Annotated in this window: 15 protein-coding genes and 1 pseudogene; 6 read left to right on the top strand and 10 right to left on the bottom strand. The window is 71.3% G+C overall.

Annotation, left to right across the window (positions count from 1 at the left end; genetic code table 11):
- Positions 1-17: 17 nt before the first annotated feature.
- A complete protein-coding gene (locus I6A81_RS10540; protein ID WP_203002684.1) occupies positions 18-344 on the bottom strand; it encodes a hypothetical protein in 327 nt (108 codons plus the stop codon).
- Between the two features lie 63 nt (positions 345-407).
- Positions 408-2,909 (bottom strand): CaiB/BaiF CoA transferase family protein, encoded by a 2,502-nt coding sequence (locus tag I6A81_RS10535; RefSeq protein ID WP_203002685.1) that lies wholly within the window; start codon positions 2,907-2,909, stop codon positions 408-410.
- Between the two features lie 532 nt (positions 2,910-3,441).
- Between I6A81_RS10535 and I6A81_RS10530 the strand changes: the two genes are divergently transcribed.
- Positions 3,442-4,104, top strand: coding sequence for a TetR/AcrR family transcriptional regulator (locus tag I6A81_RS10530; protein ID WP_203002686.1), 663 nt, complete (start codon positions 3,442-3,444; stop codon positions 4,102-4,104).
- Positions 4,105-4,233: 129 nt separating this feature from the next.
- Here I6A81_RS10530 and I6A81_RS10525 read toward each other — a convergent pair whose 3' ends face one another.
- The 3 genes from I6A81_RS10525 to I6A81_RS10515 form a co-directional block, all read right to left on the bottom strand.
- Positions 4,234-6,660, bottom strand: a complete 2,427-nt coding sequence (locus I6A81_RS10525) for a CaiB/BaiF CoA transferase family protein (protein WP_203002280.1) — start codon at positions 6,658-6,660, stop codon at positions 4,234-4,236.
- A 63-nt stretch (positions 6,661-6,723) separates the two neighbouring features.
- The gene (locus tag I6A81_RS10520; RefSeq protein WP_203002281.1) at positions 6,724-7,893 is read right to left on the bottom strand and encodes a thiolase C-terminal domain-containing protein; all 1,170 of its coding nucleotides are present in this window, start codon (positions 7,891-7,893) and stop codon (positions 6,724-6,726) included.
- Complete coding sequence (locus I6A81_RS10515; RefSeq protein ID WP_203002282.1) at positions 7,890-8,300, bottom strand: Zn-ribbon domain-containing OB-fold protein; 411 nt, start codon at positions 8,298-8,300, stop codon at positions 7,890-7,892. Before I6A81_RS10515 ends, I6A81_RS10520 begins: the two co-directional genes overlap by 4 nt.
- A gap of 63 nt (positions 8,301-8,363) precedes the next feature.
- Here I6A81_RS10515 and I6A81_RS10510 point away from each other — a divergent pair, with 63 nt between their 5' ends.
- On the top strand, positions 8,364-9,416 hold the full coding sequence (locus I6A81_RS10510; RefSeq protein WP_203002283.1) for an amidohydrolase family protein: 1,053 nt from the start codon (positions 8,364-8,366) through the stop codon (positions 9,414-9,416).
- 103 nt (positions 9,417-9,519) lie between these two features.
- Positions 9,520-10,200, top strand: a pseudogene (locus I6A81_RS10505) (SDR family oxidoreductase); the annotation flags it as partial.
- A 102-nt stretch (positions 10,201-10,302) separates the two neighbouring features.
- Here the strand turns inward: I6A81_RS10505 and I6A81_RS10500 are convergent.
- From I6A81_RS10500 to I6A81_RS10480, 5 genes are all read right to left on the bottom strand, one after another.
- Complete coding sequence (locus tag I6A81_RS10500) at positions 10,303-11,523, bottom strand: acyl-CoA dehydrogenase family protein (RefSeq protein ID WP_203002285.1); 1,221 nt, start codon at positions 11,521-11,523, stop codon at positions 10,303-10,305.
- A 71-nt stretch (positions 11,524-11,594) separates the two neighbouring features.
- Positions 11,595-12,506 (bottom strand): crotonase/enoyl-CoA hydratase family protein, encoded by a 912-nt coding sequence (locus I6A81_RS10495; RefSeq protein WP_203002286.1) that lies wholly within the window; start codon positions 12,504-12,506, stop codon positions 11,595-11,597.
- Positions 12,507-12,585: 79 nt separating this feature from the next.
- Positions 12,586-13,641: a phosphotransferase family protein gene (locus I6A81_RS10490; protein ID WP_203002287.1), complete on the bottom strand. Its 1,056-nt coding sequence runs from the start codon at positions 13,639-13,641 to the stop codon at positions 12,586-12,588.
- A gap of 89 nt (positions 13,642-13,730) precedes the next feature.
- Positions 13,731-14,300, bottom strand: coding sequence for a TetR/AcrR family transcriptional regulator (locus tag I6A81_RS10485; RefSeq protein WP_307874572.1), 570 nt, complete (start codon positions 14,298-14,300; stop codon positions 13,731-13,733).
- A gap of 492 nt (positions 14,301-14,792) precedes the next feature.
- Positions 14,793-16,154, bottom strand: coding sequence for an ABC transporter substrate-binding protein (locus tag I6A81_RS10480; RefSeq protein ID WP_203002289.1), 1,362 nt, complete (start codon positions 16,152-16,154; stop codon positions 14,793-14,795).
- 906 nt (positions 16,155-17,060) lie between these two features.
- Between I6A81_RS10480 and I6A81_RS10475 the strand changes: the two genes are divergently transcribed.
- Genes I6A81_RS10475 through I6A81_RS10465 form a run of 3 tightly spaced genes read left to right on the top strand, consistent with a single transcriptional unit; the run spans position 17,061 to position 19,711 of the window.
- Complete coding sequence (locus I6A81_RS10475; protein WP_203002290.1) at positions 17,061-18,209, top strand: amidohydrolase family protein; 1,149 nt, start codon at positions 17,061-17,063, stop codon at positions 18,207-18,209.
- 51 nt (positions 18,210-18,260) lie between these two features.
- Positions 18,261-18,956 (top strand): hypothetical protein, encoded by a 696-nt coding sequence (locus tag I6A81_RS10470; RefSeq protein WP_203002291.1) that lies wholly within the window; start codon positions 18,261-18,263, stop codon positions 18,954-18,956.
- Positions 18,953-19,711 (top strand): SDR family NAD(P)-dependent oxidoreductase, encoded by a 759-nt coding sequence (locus I6A81_RS10465; RefSeq protein WP_203002292.1) that lies wholly within the window; start codon positions 18,953-18,955, stop codon positions 19,709-19,711. Before I6A81_RS10470 ends, I6A81_RS10465 begins: the two co-directional genes overlap by 4 nt.
- The last annotated feature ends 16 nt before the right edge of the window (positions 19,712-19,727 follow it).

The following is a 19,727-nucleotide window of genomic DNA, read 5'->3' as shown; positions in this document are numbered from 1 at the left end:
GGCGGGCGGTCAGTCAGTCAGTCACTCGACGGTAGTTTCGCGGCCTCCTTCTCCACCATCGCGACGCCGTCGGCGGTCAGTGTCCCCTCCCCCGCCCGGGTCACCAGGAGCTCGACGACCGACGGGGCGCCGGGGACGACGAACCGCTTGCCGAGCGGGCTGCCGCCCAGCAGCGCGGCGTCCGCCGGCAGAGCGGGCTCGGTGGCCGCGCCGGACTGACCGACCAGCGGCGCGCCGCCGCAGCCCAGTTCGGGCGCGCCGCCGCCACCGCGCACGACGATCACCTGGGTCTGGCACACCTGGCTGCTCAGCCGGGCGCCGGGGCGCAGCGTCTGCGATCCCATCCTTGTTCCCTTCCGTTTTTTCGCTGTCGCCCTCCCGCGGAGGGCCGTCGAGGTCGGGGCGGTTCAGGCGACCGGGGCGTCGAGGGCCGCGCGGGAATCGAGGAGCGCGGCGATCGAGGCTTCGTCGTAGCCGAGCTCGGTGAGGATCGGCCGGGTGTGCTCGCCGGCGAGGCACGGCGGCCCGGCCACCCGGCCGGGGTGGGTGGCGAGGTCGACGAGGACCCCGGGCTGCTCGATCCGGCCGACCCCGGGTCGGCGCGCGGTGGCGATCCAGCCGCGGGCGCGGATCTCGGGGTCGTCGAACAGCCTGGTGGAGTAGGTGGTGGAGGACAGCTCGCAGGGCAGGTTCCGCTTCTCGAACGCGGCCACCACGTCGTCCGCGGTGCGCCGGGCGAACAGCGGCTCGAGCGCGGCGCGCAGGTCGGCGTCGTGCGCCCGTCGGCCGGCCTGGTCGGCGAACCGTGCGTCGTCACGCAGCTCGGCCGGCGCGTCCAGGGCGTCACACAGGTCGGGCCAGGCCGCGTCGTCGAGCACCGCGATGGTCAGCCAGTCGTCGCCGGCCAGCTGGTACAGGCCGTAGAGCGCGGACAGGCCTCGCTGCTGGGCGTCGATCCGCGGCCGGTCGACCGGCGTCCCGTCCGCCAGGCTGTAGGCGTACGAGGTCGCCAGCAGCGTCGCGTTGATGATCGCGGTACCGACCCGCTGCCCCTGACCGGTGCACTCACGGTGGTAGAGGGCCTGGATGACGGCGGTCGCCCACAGGTAGCCGTTGCCGGTGTCGCCCATGTTGATCCGGCTCCACAGCGGCGGGGTGCCGAAACGGCAGGCGCCGTCCTCGTACTCGGTCCCGGCGAGCGCGTTGGCGGTCTGGTCGGTGCCGGGCTGCAGGGAGCGCGGGCCGTCCTCGAAGCCGCGGGTGTGGCAGTAGACAAGCCGGGGGAACCGCTCCCGCAGCTGCTCGTAGCCGATGCCGAGCCGCTCGGCCGCGCCCGGGCGCATGTTGTGCGCGAGGACGTCCGCGGTGGCGAGCAGGCGGTCGAGCACCTCCCTGGCGGCCGGGTCCTTGAGGTTCAGGGCGATGCTGCGCTTGCCCCAGTTGGTGCCCAGGCCCAGGTGCGTCCCGGTCCAGTAGCCGTCGTGCAGCGCGTGCACCTTGATCACGTCAGCGCCGAGGTCCGCCAGCACCCGCCCGCCCCAGGGACCGGCGACACCGAGCCCGAGGTCGAGCACCCGCACGCCGTCCAGCGGGCCGCGATCGAGCCGCCGCGACGCGGCCGCCTGGCCGGCGGGTCGCTGGGGCGCCTGCTCGCCGGCGGGCGTTGCGGCCGCGGCGGCGGCGGCCAGCGCCGCGCTGGTGTGCTCGCCGCGGCGGGGCGCCGGCCCCGTCACCGCGCCCGGGGTGGCGGTGAACTCCAGCAGGACGCCGGCGTGCCGGATCGGCCCGGCGTCGGGGTCGGCGACCTCGACGACACAGCCGTGGTCCAGCAGCGCCTGGTCGGCGAACGCCTCCTCCGGCGAGCGCACCAGGGCGATCCCCAGGTTGCGCGCCGCGCCGAAGGCGACCCACTGGTCGCTGGGGAACTTGCGGAACGCCTCGGCGAGCTGCCCGTGAAAGAGGTACAGGATCGGCAGTTCGTCGGCGTCCATCCCGATCCGAATACCGGCCCGCATGTCGTCCCGTGGGCCCTCGATCGCCAGTTCATCGGCCTCGGCGGCGTCCAGGACGAGCGTGGGCCGCATGGTCCAGAAGTGCACCCACCTGCCGTCCGCGCACTCGAACAGTCCCTCCGGCGCCCGACGGTCGGTCACCCACATCCAGTAGCCGGGCGCGCCGGCGTCGTCGACGCGCTGCCAGTTCGGGCCGGCGGCGGCCATCGCGCCCTGCAGCAACGACGTACGCACATGCTCACCGAGCCCGGTGACCTCCCGGGCGCGCAGCGCGGCGCTGATGCCGGCGGTGGCGAGGTAGGCGGCGCCGAGGCTCGGCCACGTGGATCGCGGGAACACCGGGCCGTCCTGATCGAACCTGCTCGCCGGCAGGTCCGGCACCTCGATGTCGGGAAGCGGGATCCCGGCGCCGCTGATCCGGTTGAGCACGGTGCCGGCGAACCCGCGTGACTCCCACTGCAGCCCGGTACGCGCCGCGACGAGGGCGTCGATCCCGGGGCGGTGCGCGTCCGGGCCGTCGGGGCCGTAGCCGGTGATCGAGCAATACACCAGCTGTGGGTTCGCGGCGCGCAGCGTCGGCTCGTCGATGCCCAGCCGGGTGGTCACGCCGGGTTCGAACGACTCGACCAGCACGTCGGCACGTTCGGCCAGCCGCAGGAACGCCGCACGTCCTTCGGCGTCGCGCAGGTCGAGGACGGCGCCGCGCTTGCCCCGGTGCCAGACCGTGTAGGCGACCTCGTCGCGCACCCGGTCGCCGTGCGGGGACTCGATTCTCAGGACGTCCGCGCCGGAGTCGGCCAGCAGCATCGTCGTCATCGGCCCGGCGGCACCCCAGGACAGGTCGAGCACGGCGAGGCCGGCGAGCGGACCGCGGCGCGGCCCAGGCGAGTCGACCATCAAGGTCCTCCCGGATTGGTTCAGGGTCTGGTCCGTGCGACGCGGTCAGCCCCGTCGCCCGCGCGACGACCTGATCCGGTTCCGCGCCGCGATCTCTCGACCGGCTGGAACCAGTCAGCGGACGGGGCGGCCGCACTGATTGCGGTCCATCACAACAGACAATAGCATTCGCTATGTTGTGGTCACCATATCTGCTGTCGGAACCGACGTACATCCCGCGTCCGCGACAACCGAGGACAACGAGTTCCTCCCGATGGCCGCCAGGCAGGGCCGGCTGGCAGCGCGGCGCCGCGGCGGGCTGATCGGCGGAAGCTATATTCACGGGCCACACCTCGCCACCGACACCGTTCGCCCGTTCCGCGGTGACCGCCGCCAACCGGCTCGACCACCTCGATCTGTCCCCGTCGGCGCCAGTCGCGCCGGCATCGGGCTGGCCAGCCTGTGGCGCCCTAGTCACCGGTCATCTCCGGTACGGCGCTTCCGCCCGTGCGAGGATTTAGAGGTAGGCAGGCTGACTGGGAGGAACACTGTGGTGGAGACGGCCGAGAACGCGACCGGTCACGCCCCGCGCGACCGGTCACGGTCACGCCGGTCCACGAAGGACCCTGCCGGACGGACGCAGATCGTCGAGGCCGCCGTCGCCTGCATCCTGGAGTTCGGCTTCTACCGGGCAAGCACGAACGAGATCGCCCGGCGCGCGAACCTCAGCTGGGGCGCGATCCAATATCACTTCGGCACCCGCGAGTCCCTCATGCTGGCCGCGCTCGAGGAGATCAACCGGCGGTTCCTGGCGTCGATCGGGCAGTGCCACGTCGAGGGCGCGACGCTCGCGGAACGGATCGAGTCGCTCTACGACCTGCTGGACCAGCACTACGGTGCGCCGTCCTACCTGGCGAGCATGCAGATCCTGCTGAACTTCCAGCACGACCCGGACACCTCCCCGGCGGCGAACGAGGCCCTGTCCAACCAGCAGCAGCGGGTCGCCGACGAGATTCGGCGCCTGCTGGCCGAGGCTCTCGGCCCCGACATCGACGACGCCCGCCGCACCGCGATGTTCCATATGATCCGCGGCTTCGCCATCAGCACCCAGCTGGTCGACTCGATCGCTCCCGGCCGTCCCCGGTTGCACATAGAGGACGCCCAAAGGCTCTTCCTCGCGGGACTCGTGGCCGCCCAGGAACAGGCGATCGACTGAGCATCTCGCCCGCCAGGCGCGCCGGGCCCGGCCGGCTCGCCGAGGTCTCAGGGTGAGCACGCGTGGGACGCCGGCGGCCGTGGCCGCCGGCTCGCCACCGGCCCGCCCGGCCCGGCACCGCTCGCCGGCTCACTCGACCCAGTGCTCCTCGAACACCACCCTGGCGGCGACGAGCTTGTCGATGTCGGTGTCGTCGAGGCCGTGCTCGCGCATGATCTCTCGGGTGTGCTGGCCGCAGACGGGTGGCGGACCCCAGATGTGCTGTGGGGTGTCGGACAGGTGGATGGTCTTGCCGAAGTGTTCGAAGCTGCCGAGTTTCGGGTGCCGCTGGTGGACGACGAGCTTGTGGGCGTCCATCTCCGGGTCGTCGAAGATGCGCCGGCCGAAGTCCTCGTCGCACAGCTCGATCGGGACGCCGGCGCTGTCCAGGGTCGCGAACACCTCGGCGCCCGGCCGGGCGCGAAACCACGGCTCGAGCCGTGCCGCGTCGAGCCGGTCGACGTCGAGGCCGGTGGCGGCGGCGAGCGCGTCGCGGTGCGGGCCGGTGAGCGCGGCGACGCACGCCCACCCGTCACCGGTCTCGTAAAGCCGGTACAGGGGCCCGAGCCCGAGCTGCATCCGGTCGAGGCGCGGGCGGGGCAGCGCCGTCCCGTCGGCCTTGACCGCGGCCATCGACGCGACCAGCAGGCCGGCGTTGAGGATGGAGGTGTCGACGGACTGCGCCTCGCCGGTGCGGGCCCGGTGGTAAAGGGCCTGGATGACGCCGATAGCGGAGAAGAAGCCGTTGCCGGTGTCGCCCAGCGAGGTCAGGCTCCAGAACGGTCTGCCGCCGTCCCAGCAGCCGCCGTCCTCCCAGGTGACGCCGGCCAGCGAGCTGCCGGTCTGGTCGTTGCCGGGCGAGTTGGAGCGGGGGCCACGGTCGAAGCCGCGGGTGTGGCAGTAGATGACGTTCGGGTTGACCTCGCGCAGGGAGTCCTCGTCGCACTTCAGCCGCGCCAGCGCGCCCCGGCGCATGTTGGAGTGCACGACGTCGGCGGACGCGACGAGCCGGTGCAGGACCGCCAGGCCATCCGGGGTCTTCAGGTCGATGCCGACGCTGCGCTTGCCGCGGTTGGCGCCGTAGGCGATGTGCTGGGCGTGCCACCACGGGTCCCGCCAGGCGTTGACCTTGATGACGTTCGCGCCGAGGTCGGCGAGCAGCTGGGTGCCGAACGGGCCGGCGACCGCGAAGCCGAGGTCGAGCACGGTGATCCCCTCGAGCGAGGCCCGCCGGCTCGCCGCCGGGGCCGGCGCCGGACTCGGCGCCGCGCCGGCCCGCGCCGGAGATCCGGCGGCGGCCAGGCCGTCCGCCAGAACGCCGCCGGTGTGTTCGCCGACGCGGGGCACCGGCCGGCGCACCTTCCCCGGGGTGCGGCTGAGCCCGTAGAGGATCCCGGCCTGCCGCAGCGGCCCGTGCTCGGGATGGTCGACCTCGACGACGGCCTGCTCGGCGAGCAGGGCCGGGTCCGCCAGGGCTTCCTCCGGGGTGCGCACCGGCTGCAGCGGAACGCCGGCCTGCGCGGCGACGGATACCCACTCGTCACTGGGGAAACGGGCGACGGCCTCGGCCAGCTGGGGGAAGTAGTGGGCGAGGATCACGATGCTCTCGGGGTCCGGGCCGACCCGGTCCGGGTCCTCGCGGGCGTTGCGGACGTCGCGGCGCTCGGCCAGGGTGTCCCCGGCGGCGCTGCTGAGCACGAAGCCGGGGTTCGGTACCCACTGTTGGATCCAGCGCCCGTCGGAGCACTGGAAGAAGCCCTTCGGGGCCCGGCGGTCGTACACCCAGGAGCGGTAGCCGACCGCGTCGGGCCGGCCGACCCGCTGCCATTTCGACGCGGTCCCGCTCAGCGCGGCCTGCAGCAGAGAGGTCTCGACGTGCTGGCCGCGGCCGGTGTGCTCACGGGCGAACAGCGCCGCGTTGATGCCGGTGGACGCGAGGAAGGCGGCCCCCATGCTGAGCCATGGCGTGTAGGTGAAGATCGGGCCTTCGCGCGGCGCGCCCGGCTCCATGCCGGGGGGAATCTCCAGGTCGGGGAGGTACGGCTCCTCGCCGTGCATGTGCGGGACGGCGCCGCCGTCGGTACTGCGTTGGACGTCGAGGATCCCGAGCCGGGCGGCGACGAGCGCCTCGTAGGCTGGCCGGTCCCGGTGGCCCGCGTGCGGCCCGTATCCGGTGATCGAACACACGACCAGCCGCGGGTTGCGGGCTAACAGCGTGTCGGCGGCCAGGCCGAGGCGGGCCATGGTGCCCGGCGAGAAGGCCTCGAGGACGACGTCGGCGTCGTCGGCCAGCGTCAGGAACCGGTCGCGATCGTCGGCCGCCTTGAGATCGAGGACGACGCTGCGCCGGCCCCGCAGCCAGACGTCGTAGCCGGGGCTGCCACGGAACGGGTCGCCGCCGGGCGGCTCGACCTTGACCACGTCCGCGCCGTGGTCGGCCAGGAGCATCCCGGTGATGGGGCCGGCGACGCCCCAGGACAGGTCGAGCACGCGAACGCCGTCGAGAACGCTTCCCATGGTTCACCTCACGTCACTGGGACCCCGGCCGCCGGCGTGCCGGCGCGCGGGTCCTTCGGCCAGTCAGTCCCGGGTCAGGATGGCGCCGGTGCGGCTCGCGCTCACCAGGATCTGCCGCGGGTCCGCCACCTGGTTCACGGCCGTTCCCCGCAGCTGGCGGACCGCTTCGAGCACCAGGTTCAGCCCGTGGATGTAGCCCTCGCCGATGAGCCCGCCGTTGGTGTTGGTGGGCAGCGCGCCGCCCGGAGCGAGGCTGCCGGCGGCGATGAAGTCCTTCGCCTCACCGAGCCCGCAGAACCCGAGGCCCTCGAGCTGCATCAGCAGGATCGGCGAGAACGCGTCATAGATCATCGCGGCGTCGATCTCGTCGCGACCGATGCCGGTCCGGTCGAACAGCCGCCGGCCCAGCGCCACCGACCCCTCCATGACCGCCAGGTCGCGGCTGTAGTGGTCGGACGCGATCTCCTGCCCGAAAAGGCCCGCGCCGGCCGCGACGGCGATGAACGCGGGCTGGCTCGGCAGATCGGCGGCCCGCTCCCGCGAGGTGATGACGAGAGCGACGGACCCGTCGGTCTCCTGGCAGCAGTCGAACAGCCGGATGCAGGGCTCGGCGATCCAGCGCGACGCCTGATGGTCCTCCAGCGTCATCGGCCGCCGGTATCCCCAGGCCGCCGGATTCGTCTCGGCGTAGGCCCGCAGCTGCACGACGGCCCGGCCGATGTCCGCGCTCGTCACGCCGTAGGTGTGCATGTACCGGGTGGCGTTGAGCGCCATCCACGACGCCGGCGTCAGCACGCCGTAGGGCATGCACCACTGCATCGCCGTCGTTCCCGAATGGCCGGACGTCGGCGACGCGGCCGTCTTGGCGCCCCCGAACCGGGTAGCGCCGGACCGGGCCCGGATGGCCCGGTAGGCGACGACGACCTCGGCGGCGCCGCTGGCGATCGCCGCGGCGGCGTGCAGCAGGGTGCCCATGGAGCCGCCGCCGCCGTACGGCACCCGGGAGGAGAAGCCGATCTCCTGAAAGCCGACGGACCGCACGAGCTCGGTCTCCTCGACGGGATCGACCGTATAGCTGACGATGCCGTCGACGTCGGTCGCTGTCAGCCCCGCGTCACCAAGCGCGTCGCGGATCGCCTCACATGCCAGCTGCAGCTCGGTGCGGCCGGCCTGGCGGGAGAACTCCGTCGCGCCGACCCCGACGATCGCGGCCCGGCCGCCGAACCCGCTCACGCCGCGTCCCGGGCAGGCCGGAACACGGGCACCGACCCGTCGCCAGCCGTCGGCTCGAACGTGACCTCCAGCGGCATGCCGATCCGGATCTCCCCCGGCTCGACGTCCACGAGGTTCGACACCACCCGGACGCCCTCGTCGAGGTCGACGAGCGCGGCGACGACCGGGTAGTCGAAGGCGGGGTGCCGCGGGTGGTGCAGCAGGGCGTAGCTGTACAGGGTTCCCCGGCCGGACAACTGCACGGCCTCGTAGTCGAGCGACTGGCAGTGCGGGCACATCGGGCGGGGTGGATGGCGTAGCACCCCGCATCCTCCGCACCGCTGCGCGACCAGTTCGAGTTTGGTGGCGGCGTCCCAGAAGACGGCCGAATCATCCGTAATGACGGTGGCAGGCCTCACATTGCGCATAGTAGGTGCTATGGTTCCGGCGGCGCAACAACTCGGGACGGAGTGAACGACTCGGGAGGAACCATGACGAAACTGATCTCGGCCGACTCGCATGTGGCGGTGCGCCTCGACGCCATCCGGGACCGGGTACCGCGATCGCTGCGCGAGGCGTTCGACGACGCCACCGCCGAGCAGGCGAGGATCGACGAGGACCTGCGCGGCGGGCGGAAGATCTCGTTGGACGACTGGGACCTCGAGGCCTTTCGCGACCCCGGCTACCGCGAGCCGGTGGCCAGGCTGGCCGCCATGGACCGCGACGGCGTGCAGGCCGAGGTCCTGTACTCCGAGGTGAGCGCCTTTCGGTCGTTCGGGCTCGTCAAGGGCGACTGGAAGCCCATCAGCCGCGCGTTCACCGACCACCTCACCGAGTTCGCCGCCCACGACCCGGACCGGCTCGCGGTCTCCTACCAGGTCCCGATCATCGACATCGAGTACGCCGTCGCCGAGGTCGAGCGCCTGGCCGCGCTCGGCGCCCGGTCGGTGCACCTACCCAACTTCCCGAGCGAGATCGGCCTGCCCGACTACCACGAACCGGTGTACGACCCGCTGTGGGCCGTGCTCCAGGAAACCGGCATCTCCATCAGCCACCATCTCGGCAACCGCCACTGGCTCTACGACATCATGCGGCGGGACCCCACGCCGCAGGCAGCGATCTTCACGTCGATGCCGGCGCTGGCGCTGGCGGAGGTGATCGCCTGGTGGATCCTCACGGGCACCCTCGAACGGTTCCCGAGGCTCAAGATCGTCTTGGTCGAGCCTGGCCTGTACTGGGTGCCGGGCTTCCTGGCCAGCCTCGACCGCAAGGCCAAGGTCTACGACCTGCCCGGCCTGCGGCTGGCGCCGAGCGAGTACTTCCGCCGCAACATGGCCCTCACGTTCATGGACGACGAGGTCGGGCTTGGGTTGCGCCATCTGATCGGGATCGAGAACATCCTCTGGTCCACCGACTTCCCGCACCCGGCCACCACCTGGCCCCACTCCCAGGCCACCGTCGCCCGCCAGTTCGCCGACATCCCCGACGACGAGCGCGACCTGATCTGCGCCCGCAACGCGGAACGCATCTACGGCCTGGCCTGAGCACACCGGCACCGTCAGCACACCGGCGTCGTCACCGAAGGCCGCCGCCGGCGGCCGGACGGCGCCGCCACACACGAAGTCCTGACCTTCAGGAGGGCAGACCATGCAGGTTGGTCTCGACGGCAAGGTCGCGCTCGTCACCGGCGCCTCGCAGGGAATCGGCGCCGCGATCGCGAAGATCTTCGCCGAGAACGGCGCCAGGGTCATGCTCAGCTCCCGCAAACAGGAGGGCCTCGAGAAGACCGCGGCCCAGATCGACGGCGAGGTGGCGGTCCATCCGGCCCACGCCGGCAGCCCCGAGGCGGCCGAGCGGGCCGTCGCCGCGACGCTCGACCGCTTCGGCCGCCTGGACGTCCTGGTCAACAACGCCGCGACCAACCCGTACGCCGGCCCGCTGATCGACATCGACCTGCCGCGCCTCGACAAGACGATCGAGGTCAACCTGCGCGGACCGCTCGTCTGGACCCAGCAGGCCTGGCGCCAGTGGCAGTCCGAGCACGGCGGCAGCGTCCTCAACATCGCCTCGATCGGCGGGATGAAGTACGGCGGGCCGATCGGCGCCTACGACATGACCAAGGCGGCGCTGATCCACCAGACCAAGCACCTCGCGACCGAACTGGGGCCGAAGGTGCGGGTCAACGCGCTGGCACCCGGCCTGGTGCAGACCGCCTTCGCCCGTTACCTGTGGGAGGGCGCCGGCGACGACCCGGCCGGCGCGGCCTGGCCGTGGCCGCTGCGGCGGATCGGCCAGCCCGGCGACATCGCGTCGGCCGCGCTGTGGCTGGCCAGCGACCACGCCAGCTGGATCACGGGCGAGGTACTCGTCATCGACGCCGGCGCCGTCACCCGGTTCCGGCGGCTTGCGAGGCCGCGCTGGTTCGCCTGGTCAGACGCGGCTGAGGTAGGGGCGCAGCTCCTGGCGGGCGACGGTCCGGACATGCACCTCGTCGGGGCCGTCGGCGAGCCGCAGCGTCCTGGTGTGGGCGTACATCGAGGCGAGCGGGAAGTCGTCGGAGACGCCGCCGCCACCGTGGATCTGGATCGCGCGGTCGAGCACGGCGAGCGCCACCCGCGGCGCGATCACCTTGATCGCCGCGATCTCGGTCCGAGCACCCTTCACCCCGACGTTGTCGATCAGCCAGGCCGTCTTCAGGGTGAGCAACCTGGCCTGTTCGATCTCCATCCGGGACTCGGCCACCTGCTGTTGCACGACCCCCTGCTCGGCCAGCGGCCCGCCGAACGCCACCCGCGAGCTGGCCCGCCGGCACGCCATCTCGAGTGCCCGCTCGGCGACGCCGATGCACCGCATGCAGTGGTGGATGCGGCCGGGGCCGAGCCGAGCCTGCGCGATCATGAAGCCGTCGCCCTCGCCCGCGATCAGGTTGCGGACCGGCACCCGGACGTCGGTGAACGTTATCTCGCAGTGCCCATGCTGGTCCCAGTACCCGAACACGGGCAGCGGCCGCACCACCTCCACCCCCGGGGTGTCGAGGGGTACCAGGACCTGTGACTGCTGCCGGTGCGGCGCGGCATCCGGGTCGGTGCGACCCATCACGATCATGACCTCGCAGCGGGGGTCCGCGACGCCGCTGATCCACCACTTGCGGCCGTTGATGACGTACTCGTCGCCGTCGCGGCGGATCGAGGTCTGGATGTTGGTCGCGTCCGAGGAGGCGACGTCGGGCTCGGTCATGGCGAACGCCGAGCGGATCCGCCCGTCGAGCAGCGGGGCCAGCCACCGTTCCTTCTGCTCGACGGTGCCGAACAGATGCAGTACTTCCATGTTGCCGGTGTCCGGGGCCGAGCAGTTGAGTGCCTCCGGCCCGAGCTCGGGGCTGCGACCGGCGATCTCGGCGAGCTGCGCGTAGTCGACGACCGACAGGCCGTGCGCGGGATCGACGGCGTCGGGCAGGAACAGGTTCCACAGCCCGCGCTTGCGCGCCTCGACCTTGAGCTCCTCGACCACCGGCGGCAGGGTGTTGTCGGCCCCGCCGCGCTCCCGTCGGTAGGCCTCGTAGACCGGCTCAGCCGGATAGACGTACTCGTCCATGAACTCGGTCAGCCGCGCCAGGTAGTCGGCGGCCTTCGGGCTCGGCGCGAAGTCCACTGCGGTTCCTCCTCGAATCGTCGACGGTCGCGCGCGGCGAACGCCCGGTGGGGTGCGTCAGCGACGCGCCGTTACCCGGCTCGTCGTGGTGCGCGAGGCGGCTGATAGGCCGGCGCGGGAAGCTGGGCCGACAGGTCGGGAGTGTCCGTCGACACGCGCTGCGGAAACGCCGCCGGGCGCTTGTCGAGGAAGGCGCTGATGCCTTCACGCGCGTCCGCGCTCACTCCTCGGACGTTGATGGCGAGGGTCTCGGCCTCGTGCGCGCGCATCGGGTGGGTCTCGCCGAGCATGCGCCACAGCAGCTGGCGGGTCAGCGCCACCGACACGGGCGCCGACTCCCTCGTGAGGGAGTCGGCGAGCACGCGCGCGGCCGGCAGGAGGTCGGCGGGTTCGTGGATGCCACGGAGGAGCCCCGCGGCGAGCGCCTCCTCGGAGGTGAAGATCCTCCCGCTGTACATCCAGTCGAGCGCCGTCTGCATCCCGACCAGCCGCGGAAGGAACCAGCTCGAGCACGACTCGGGGACGAGGCCACGGCGGGCGAAGACGAAGCCGATCTTCGCCGCCGGCACCGCGAGCCGGAAGTCGGCGGCCAGGGTCATCGTGATGCCCACGCCGACCGCGGGCCCGTTGATCGCCGCGATGATCGGTTTCCGCGCCTCGTACATGCGCAGCGCGACCCGGCCGCCGCCGTCGCGGCGCAGGGCGTCGTCGCGCGGCCGCGCGCCCTCGGGCCCCGATCCGCTCGCCGACCACACGTCGAAGGCGGCGCCGCCGTCACCGAGGTCCATGCCGGCGCAGAACGCGCGCCCGGCGCCGGTCAGGACGACCGCGCGGACGCTGTCGTCGGAGTCCACCAGGTCGTAGGCGGCGATGAGCTCGCCCTCCATGGTGTCCGTGAACGAGTTGAGTGCCTCGGGCCGGCTCAGTGTGATCGTGGCGATGCCGTCCACCGTTTCGAGACGGATGTGCTCGAAGGCTGTCACGCCTGTTCCTCCTGGTTCCCGGTGCCCGCTGGACGGGAGACGTCGAGAGAGTGAGCCGCCGGACCTATCGGCGGCTGGCTCAGCCGCGCAAAGGCGGGTCGCCGGACTCCGCTTTCCGCGCAAGCGCCCGTTCCAGCAGCGCCGGCACCATGGGATCGATGTCCGCGAAACCCTCCCCCACCGTTGCGCCCTCAAGATGCCGGGCATGAATCTGCTCCAGGATGACCATGAGCTTGAAGTCCGAGAAAATGACGTACCACTCGATGTCACCGAGGTCGATGCCGCGGCGCTCGGCATACGCGGACAGGACACCACGGCGATCGGGGAAGCCCGGCAGCGCGGTGGCGCCGGCGGTGATCGGGTTGTACGGCAGGGCCGGCTCGTCCCAGAAGCTCAGGAGCATGCCCACGTCGGCGAGGGTGTCGCCGAGCGTCGCCATCTCCCAGTCGAGCACCGCCACGATCCGGCTCGGGTCGGCGTGGTCGACCATCAGGTTGTCAATCTTGTAGTCGCCGTGGACGATTCCCGGAAGACGACGGTCGGGAATGGATCGGGTGAGGAAGTCGGCGAGAGAGTCGAAGGCCGGGAGGTCGCGGGTACGCACCTTCTCCCATTGGCGCCGCCAGCGGGAGAGCTGGCGTTCCAGGTAGCCGTCGGGACGCCCGAAGTCGGCCAGCCCGACGGCCGCCGGGTCGATGGTGTGCAGCGCCACCAGCGTGTCGACGAGTGACCGGGACAGCTCGGCCCGCTGGTCAGGCGCGAGTAGTCGCGTGTCCTCCCGCGTCCGGTAGGTCCGGCCGTCGACCTTTTCCATGACGTAGAAGTCGGCCCCGATCACGCTGGGGTCCGCGCAGCGCGCCACGACCGCGGGCACCGGGACGGATGAGCCGTGCAACGCGCGGATCACCCGCGACTCGCGCCCCATGTCGTGCGTCGAGGCCATCACGTCGCCGTAGGGCGGCCGGCGCACGATCCACTGGCGGACACCGTCGTCGACCTCGTACGTCGGATTGGAACGTCCGCCCGCCAGCAGACGACCCCGCAAGGGGCCGGCGAGCCCGCCGTCCACCCGGGGACCGAGGTAGGCGGCGAGACCCACAAGATCGAGATCGGCGGCCAGCGGCCCGGCGGCCATGGGCGCCACCTCCTCAACTTACCGAACAACCGCTCGGTTTTCGATGGTAGACGATTCACCGTCGCGAGGCCGGTCCCAGTCGGCAGGGCTCAGGGGGTTGGCGTCCGCGGCCCGCGCACGACGCCCAGCGCGAGTTCGCAGTAGCGAGCGGCCATCTCCGCTGGGGTGACGCCGGCCCCGGCGCGGTACCAGGCGGCGACCGAGTAGCCCATGTTGATGATGGCCCGGGCCGCCTCGACGGGGTACGGCGTCAGGAACTCACCGCGCTGCGTGCCGTGCTCGATCACATCGCGGAACATCGCCTCCTGCTCGTCGCGTAGCGCGACGATGAGGCGACGGCCGGCGGTGTCGAGACTGCGCAGTTCGCTCGCCCCGATGAGTGCCTCGGCCTGACGGTCCGTGTGGAAGAGAATCCATGCGCTCACGAGGGCGGTCAGCTGTTCCGCGGGCGATCCGCCCGCGTGCACCAGCGCCCGGCGCGTCAGGGCGATGACGTCGCGCAGGGTCGCGGCCATGATCGCCTGGAGGATCTCCTGCTTCGAGGCGAAGTGGTGGTAGATGGTCGCCACCGTCATCCCGGCATCGCCCGCGATGTCGCGCATCGACGTGCCGTGGTAGCCGACGCGCGCGAAGTTCGAGATGGCGGATTGCAGGACCACCTCGATCCCGCCGCGCGACGAGGCGCGACGCCGTGGCGGCTCGGCCGAGTCCGGTGATCTCCGTCCGGCCGCGCTCCCCCTGGTAACGCCGTCGTCCACCTGGCCCCGCTCCCGCCGTCAGCCGTCCCGCCCGGTCAGCACTCTACCGGCGAGCCGAACGATCGTTCGGTTGGAACTGGCGACAGGAACGACCCCGGACGGCGATCCGCGCCGGCGTCGTGACCGACGACGGGGCGAGGGCAGGGCGAGGGCCGGCCGTGCTGCCGAACGACTCGCCGTTCACCGGACCGCGCGGCCCGGAGCCTCCTCTCTGCCGCCCTGACGCCGGGCCTGTCGGGGTGGACGGCGATGCTCGACTGGGCGCCGAGGACGGAGGCGGCCGGGCTACGCACCCGGCCGCCGCACGTTCATCAGCATGATCGAAAATGATCCACAGCCACGCTCCGGACGGGCCGGGCCGCCGTCTGGCGGCTGGCCCGTCCGGGTTGGCAGCTACTTCTTGGCGACGATCACGGAACCGCAGCTGAGCGGGCCAACGACGTGCCAGGCGCCATCCTTGATCTGCGCCACCGAACTGCACGGAGCGGAGATGACGTGGTTGAGCGGCCACCGGGTCTCGGGAAGCGCGCCCGGAAGCTCATAGGTGTAGTTGTTGTTGAGGACGGACAGCAGCTTGTCCACCGTCAGGTCAGGTCCGACCTTTTCCGCGGCGGTGAGGAACATGTCGGCGGCGTAGTAGCCCGCCATGGTCGAGAGGGTCGGTGCCTGGTCAGGCGCGTACGCGGCAAGGTCCGCGAGCAGCTGCTTGATCACCGGATTCGAGTCGTCGATCGCGGGCAGCCACTGCACGTTGCCGTAGGCGCCGTCGAGGTCCTTGAGCCCAGCCAGCCGCGGGTCATATGTCGGACTGAGCTGCTTTCCCGGGTACCCGGCCGCCTTCAGCGCGGTGGTCAGCTTCAGCGTCGACTGGAAGTCGGTCACGTGATAGACGACGTCCGGTGGCGCGCCCTTGTTCGAACGCATGATGGCCTGGACGACCGGCGTCGGGTCGGTCAGTCCGGCGGCTGGGGTGGGATTCTCTGCGTAGACCACGTCCAGGCCGCCCGCCTTCGCGTACGCGGCGAGTGTCTTGACGCCAGCCCGGGCGGAATCGTTGTCCACGCCGACGAACGCCACGGTGCGACTCGCCGGCTCGCCCTCGAACATGGAGTTGACCGAGTACGCCAGGGAGTTGTTGGCGATGTTCCCGGGGGCGAACTGGCATCCGGTGATACCGAAGCCGATCGCCGTGGAGCAGTAGCCCTGGTTGAATCCCCAGCCGAAGAACGGAACCACGTTGCCGCAGAAGGTGTCCAGGTAGCCGGTGTTGCTGGTCATCAGCGGCACGACCGCGAAGACCTTGTCCTGCTCGACGAGCCGGCTGGCCTGCTGCGTGTTCCGGGCGACGTCCTGGCCGTCGTCCAGCACACCGATGAAATTGATCTTCCGGCCGTGTACTCCGCCCTCGGCGTTCGCCCGCTCGAACCGCGCCTTCGCACCGGCGTCGGTACCGGCCATCGAGCTGCCGTTGGGGCTGGTCAGATAGGCGAGGCCGCCGATGGTGATGCTGTCCGGCGTGACCCCCCGGGTCGGGTCGGCGGCCTTGGACCCGCACTTCAGGTCGGCGGCGTTGACCTTGAAACCACCGTCGCTCCAGCCGGACGACGGTCCGGCCGACGGGCCAGCCGTCGTAGCGTTCGAGTCGTCTGGCGGGGCCGCGTCGTCCGAGGAGCCGCACGCCGCCAGTCCCATGGCCAGGACGGCCGCCGCGATGCTCAGCCCGCGCCGCCGGGCACCTCGTGTCGCCGTCAGCATAAGACCAGTCCCCCGTCCACTCCCCCGTCCACGAGGTACGCGCGGGCGCCCACCAACCCTCCGGACGCGGCCGGCGGACGCGCCCCGTCCGGCCACGGGCTCCGTGGCAGATCAAGCATGATCAACTCCTGGTGTGTCGTGACGGGCCGATGGCCCGGTTCCGGGTCGGCTAAGCAAGAGGGCGGCCCGCCGCTCGCCGTGCGCTGGGCACGGCTGACCACCTGAGGAAGCAGCCGCCCGGGTCAAGTGTGTGAGCTGGGACACGGTAGCATTCACTATGTTTCCATCGCTACCCCGCGCCCCCGCGTCGACGAAGGTCTCCCGCGTCCGCGACGGGCACGGCCCGGCATCGCCCGAAGGCAGCGGATGATCGGGCCGCGGATGAGCTCGGCGACCGTGACCGCCAGCCGCGACCGAGACCGAGACCGGTTCAGTGGCGGCGGGAACGCAAGACGACTGGCTGGCCACCCAGGTCAGGATGATCGGCCAGTCGCGCACCGTAGCCGCGTCGCGGGTCGACGCGCGTCCGGCCAGTGGGCGGACCGTCGCCCTCGAACCTGGCGGCCACTCGATGGTCCGCCAGCCACCGAGGTGATACGGCCAAGGCCGGTCATCGCCGGTGTCGACCGGCGCGCGGACCATGCGGCCCGGATCAAGACAGCGGACAACTCCATAGCAACCACCATCTTCACCTGGAATGTTACGCCTGTTACAGTCTCAGCACCGCTCCGGCGCCCTCGGAGATCGACACGAGGACCAGGACGCCATGGCCGTCAACCCGGCGGACTGTCATGGTGGCGCGCCACCGCACGGCCTCACCCTCAAGCCGTTCCACCGTTCCGCCCACGGCCGCGCTACCGCGGGCACCTTGATTCCCGGTCGGACTCGCGAGAGCAGGAGAAGATCATGATTTTCGACGTGGACTGTCATCTCGAGGTCTCCCTGACGCCGCAAGAGCATCCGCTACGGCGATTCGCCGACCGCTTTCCCTCGACCGACGAGGACATCACCCACGCGATCGCCGGAGAGTTGTACCGGGCGACCCCGGAGGACTCCCGGCCGCCGGCCTACGCCGTCCAGGCGTTTCTTCCGGATGCCAACCGGTCGGCGTCCGAGCAGGCGACGGTTCCCGGGGAGCGGGAGCCGCGATTCGTCGTGTCCAGCGTGGCCGAGCGGCTCGGCTGGATGGACCGGATCGGCATCGACAAGGCACTCGTCAACCCGGGGTCCTACTTCGCGCTCTGCGAGCACATGGGTGACGACCGCCCGCTCGCCGTGACGCTGTGCAACGACTTTCTTGCCGAACGGCTCGAAGATGGCGCCGACCGGCTCTTCCCAGTGAGCATGGTCGATTTCAGCGACCTCGACCGGGCAGTCCGTGAGCTGACGTGGATGCGCGCGCGAGGGAGCCGGGCGTTCTGGATCCGCGCCGAGCCCGCCGGCGGCGTGAGCCCCGCCCACCCCGACTGGGACAAGATCTGGTCGGCCGCGACCAGTCTCGGCATGGTGGCGATCCTGCACGTCGGCAACGCCCCCGCCAACTTCGACGGCGGTTGGGGCAATGCGGGCTGGCTCGATCCGACGAGCACCGGCGTCGGCGGGTTCTTCTCCTTCGCCAACTCGATGCGCCACCACACTCCGGAGAAGATGCTCGCCGCGATGCTCTTCGGTGGCGTGTTCGGCCGCCACCCGAACCTCACGGTCCTCTGCGAGGAAATCCAGAACTCCTGGTTCCCGTCCTTCGTCACCCGGATCGACCGGCTCAGCCACACGACCGTCGGCTGGCCGTTCGAACGCTCCGTCGGCGAAATGGTTCGGCACAACGTGCGGTCGTCGCCACTGATCGGTATGGGAGACCTCGACGTCGCCGAACTCCTGACGGCCTTTCCGGAGGTGATGGTGTTCTCGTCGGACTACCCCCACGGCGAGGGCAACGCGGATCCGATCACCTTGATCGAGAACCAGCTCGGAAAGGTGCCCGACGATGTCCGGGCACGATTCCTCGGCGACAACATCACCGACGTGTTCGCCCGGATGGGCGACCCGGTGGGCTGAACCCGACAGCCGGCCCGAGCGCTGCTCACTACTCATGACAGGCGGAACCAGATGACCAACGACATCGCGCCGGCCACGCTCGCGGCGGCGAAATGCGCGTGGAACCCGGACACACCGGAACGAGTCACCGTGACCTACCTGGTGCCCGGCCACCCGGCCGACGAGAGCCGCACGCGAACGGCGTTCCTCGACTTCCCGGAGGGCGCGCTGGACGCGGCCGGCCATCACCAGGCCTCGGTGCGCCTCGACGACGGTTCGGAGCTCAGCGTCGAACTCGACGTCAAGACCCGAGGCACGGCGCTGGTCGACCTCGAGGCGAACATCGGCGGCGAGGCCGTCTGGCGCGGCATGGGCCTACGCGACGAGGACTCGCCCTCGACGGTCCTGGTCAGCGGCTGGACCGGCGACGCGGCGCCCACCGGGATCGTGCGCTACACCATCCGCGACCCGTACACGATCGACGCCTACTACTGCTCGATGATGTCGGCGGTGTCCGGGCAGGACGAAGCACTGCCCGGCCGGGCGATCGGCGACACCAGGAACGGGTTCCCCGGGACCTACGCCATCACCTACGACGGGTACGGCGGCACGACCTGGGGGCCATTCGAGTGGACCATCACCGCTCGGGGCGCCGCCTTCGACCTCACCTGGCGTCAGAACGGCCAGCTCTGGATGACCGGCTTCGGCTTCACCGACCCGGCCGACCCTGAGTCGATCATCGTGAACTACAGCGGCGTGCAGCGATGAGCGGCCGTCTCGCGGGCAAGGTCGCGATCGTGACCGGCGCCGGCCGGGGCATCGGTGCCGCGACCGCGCGCCGCCTCGCCGCCGAGGGCGCGTCGGTGGTCGCCGCCGACCTCGACCTCGACGGCGTGACGGCCGTGGCCAAACAGATCGGCGACGCGGTCGTACCGCGGCAGGCGGACGTCGCCGACGAGGCCGCCGTGGCGGCCCTCGTCGAGACCGCCGTCGAGCGTTTCGGCCGGCTCGACATCCTGCACAACAACGCGGTCCGCTCCTCGGCCGAGGACACCGACACGGTCCGTACTCCCGACTGGATGTGGCGGGCGACCTTCGACGTCGTGGTGATGGCCGCCGTCTACGGCTGCCGTCATGCCATTCCGGTGATGACGAAGACCGGCGGCGGCTCGATCATCAACACCAGTTCGGGCGCGGCCCACGCGGCGACGGCGACCCGGGTCGCCTACGGCACCGCGAAGGCCGCGCTCGAAACCCTGTCGATGTACACGGCGACCAACTTTGGCCAGGCCGGCATCCGCAGCAATGTGGTGGCGCCCGGGTTCGTCCTCACCGAAGGCATCCGTGAGATCTTCGACGACGAGATGATCGGCAGGTTCGGCGCCGCGTCCGCCGCGGGCCGGGTCTGCCAGCCGGAGGACGTCGCCGACGTGGTCGCGTTCCTCGCCTCGGACGACTCCCGCTACGTCAGCGGTCAGGTCCTGACCGTCAACGGCGGCGGCGCGCGCGGCGCGTCCTGGTAGACGCGTCGGTCCGGCG

The organism is Frankia nepalensis (assembly GCF_016786325.1).
Classification (GTDB): Bacteria; Actinomycetota; Actinomycetes; order Frankiales; family Frankiaceae; genus Pseudofrankia; species Pseudofrankia nepalensis.
This window is presented reverse-complemented; position numbering and strand designations above follow the sequence as displayed.

Bases quoted from the DNA above. Each gene is read 5' to 3' on its own strand.
- I6A81_RS10480 (WP_203002289.1), bottom strand. From the start codon at position 16,154: ATGCTGACGGCGACACGAGGTGCCCGGCGGCGCGGGCTGAGCATCGCG.
- I6A81_RS10490 (WP_203002287.1), bottom strand. From the start codon at position 13,641: ATGGCCGCCGGGCCGCTGGCCGCCGATCTCGATCTTGTGGGTCTCGCC.
- I6A81_RS10540 (WP_203002684.1), bottom strand. From the start codon at position 344: ATGGGATCGCAGACGCTGCGCCCCGGCGCCCGGCTGAGCAGCCAGGTG.
- I6A81_RS10465 (WP_203002292.1), top strand. From the start codon at position 18,953: ATGAGCGGCCGTCTCGCGGGCAAGGTCGCGATCGTGACCGGCGCCGGC.
- I6A81_RS10525 (WP_203002280.1), bottom strand. From the start codon at position 6,660: ATGGGAAGCGTTCTCGACGGCGTTCGCGTGCTCGACCTGTCCTGGGGC.
- I6A81_RS10470 (WP_203002291.1), top strand. From the start codon at position 18,261: ATGACCAACGACATCGCGCCGGCCACGCTCGCGGCGGCGAAATGCGCG.
- I6A81_RS10475 (WP_203002290.1), top strand. From the start codon at position 17,061: ATGATTTTCGACGTGGACTGTCATCTCGAGGTCTCCCTGACGCCGCAA.
- I6A81_RS10515 (WP_203002282.1), bottom strand. From the start codon at position 8,300: ATGCGCAATGTGAGGCCTGCCACCGTCATTACGGATGATTCGGCCGTC.
- I6A81_RS10510 (WP_203002283.1), top strand. From the start codon at position 8,364: ATGACGAAACTGATCTCGGCCGACTCGCATGTGGCGGTGCGCCTCGAC.
- I6A81_RS10535 (WP_203002685.1), bottom strand. From the start codon at position 2,909: ATGGTCGACTCGCCTGGGCCGCGCCGCGGTCCGCTCGCCGGCCTCGCC.